We start from the raw sequence: 401 nt of genomic DNA on the forward strand, positions 1-401 counted from the left end.
CTTCGGACCGGTGCTCGGCATCATGACCGCCCGCACCCTCGACGAAGCGATCCGCTACCAGAACGCGATCGAATACGGACTGACCGCCGGCCTGCACTCGCTCGACGCGGGAGAGCTCGCGCACTGGCTCGACACGGTCGAAGCAGGGAACCTCTACGTCAACCGCGGCATCACCGGCGCGATCGTGCAGCGCCAGCCGTTCGGCGGGTGGAAGCGGTCGTCCGTGGGAGCCGGAACCAAGGCGGGCGGACCGAACTACCTCATCGGCCTCGGCTCCTGGGAGCCCGAGACGGGCACGTCCAGCGCAAGCCTCCACCTGCGCGGACTCGACCGGCGGGTGTCCCAGCTCATCGAATCCGGGCAGGCCGCGATGGACTACAACGCGTTCGACCTCGTGCGGC

General features: G+C 69.1%; 1 protein-coding gene. It reads left to right on the forward strand.

Translation table 11 applies throughout. The annotated features are described in order from the left end of the window. Positions 1-401 (forward strand): aldehyde dehydrogenase family protein (locus tag AB4Z02_RS19225; RefSeq protein WP_441972977.1); only part of this gene is annotated, 401 nt, incomplete at both ends.

The organism is Pedococcus sp. 2YAF34, from assembly GCF_052114585.1.
Lineage (GTDB): Bacteria > Actinomycetota > Actinomycetes > Actinomycetales > Dermatophilaceae > Pedococcus.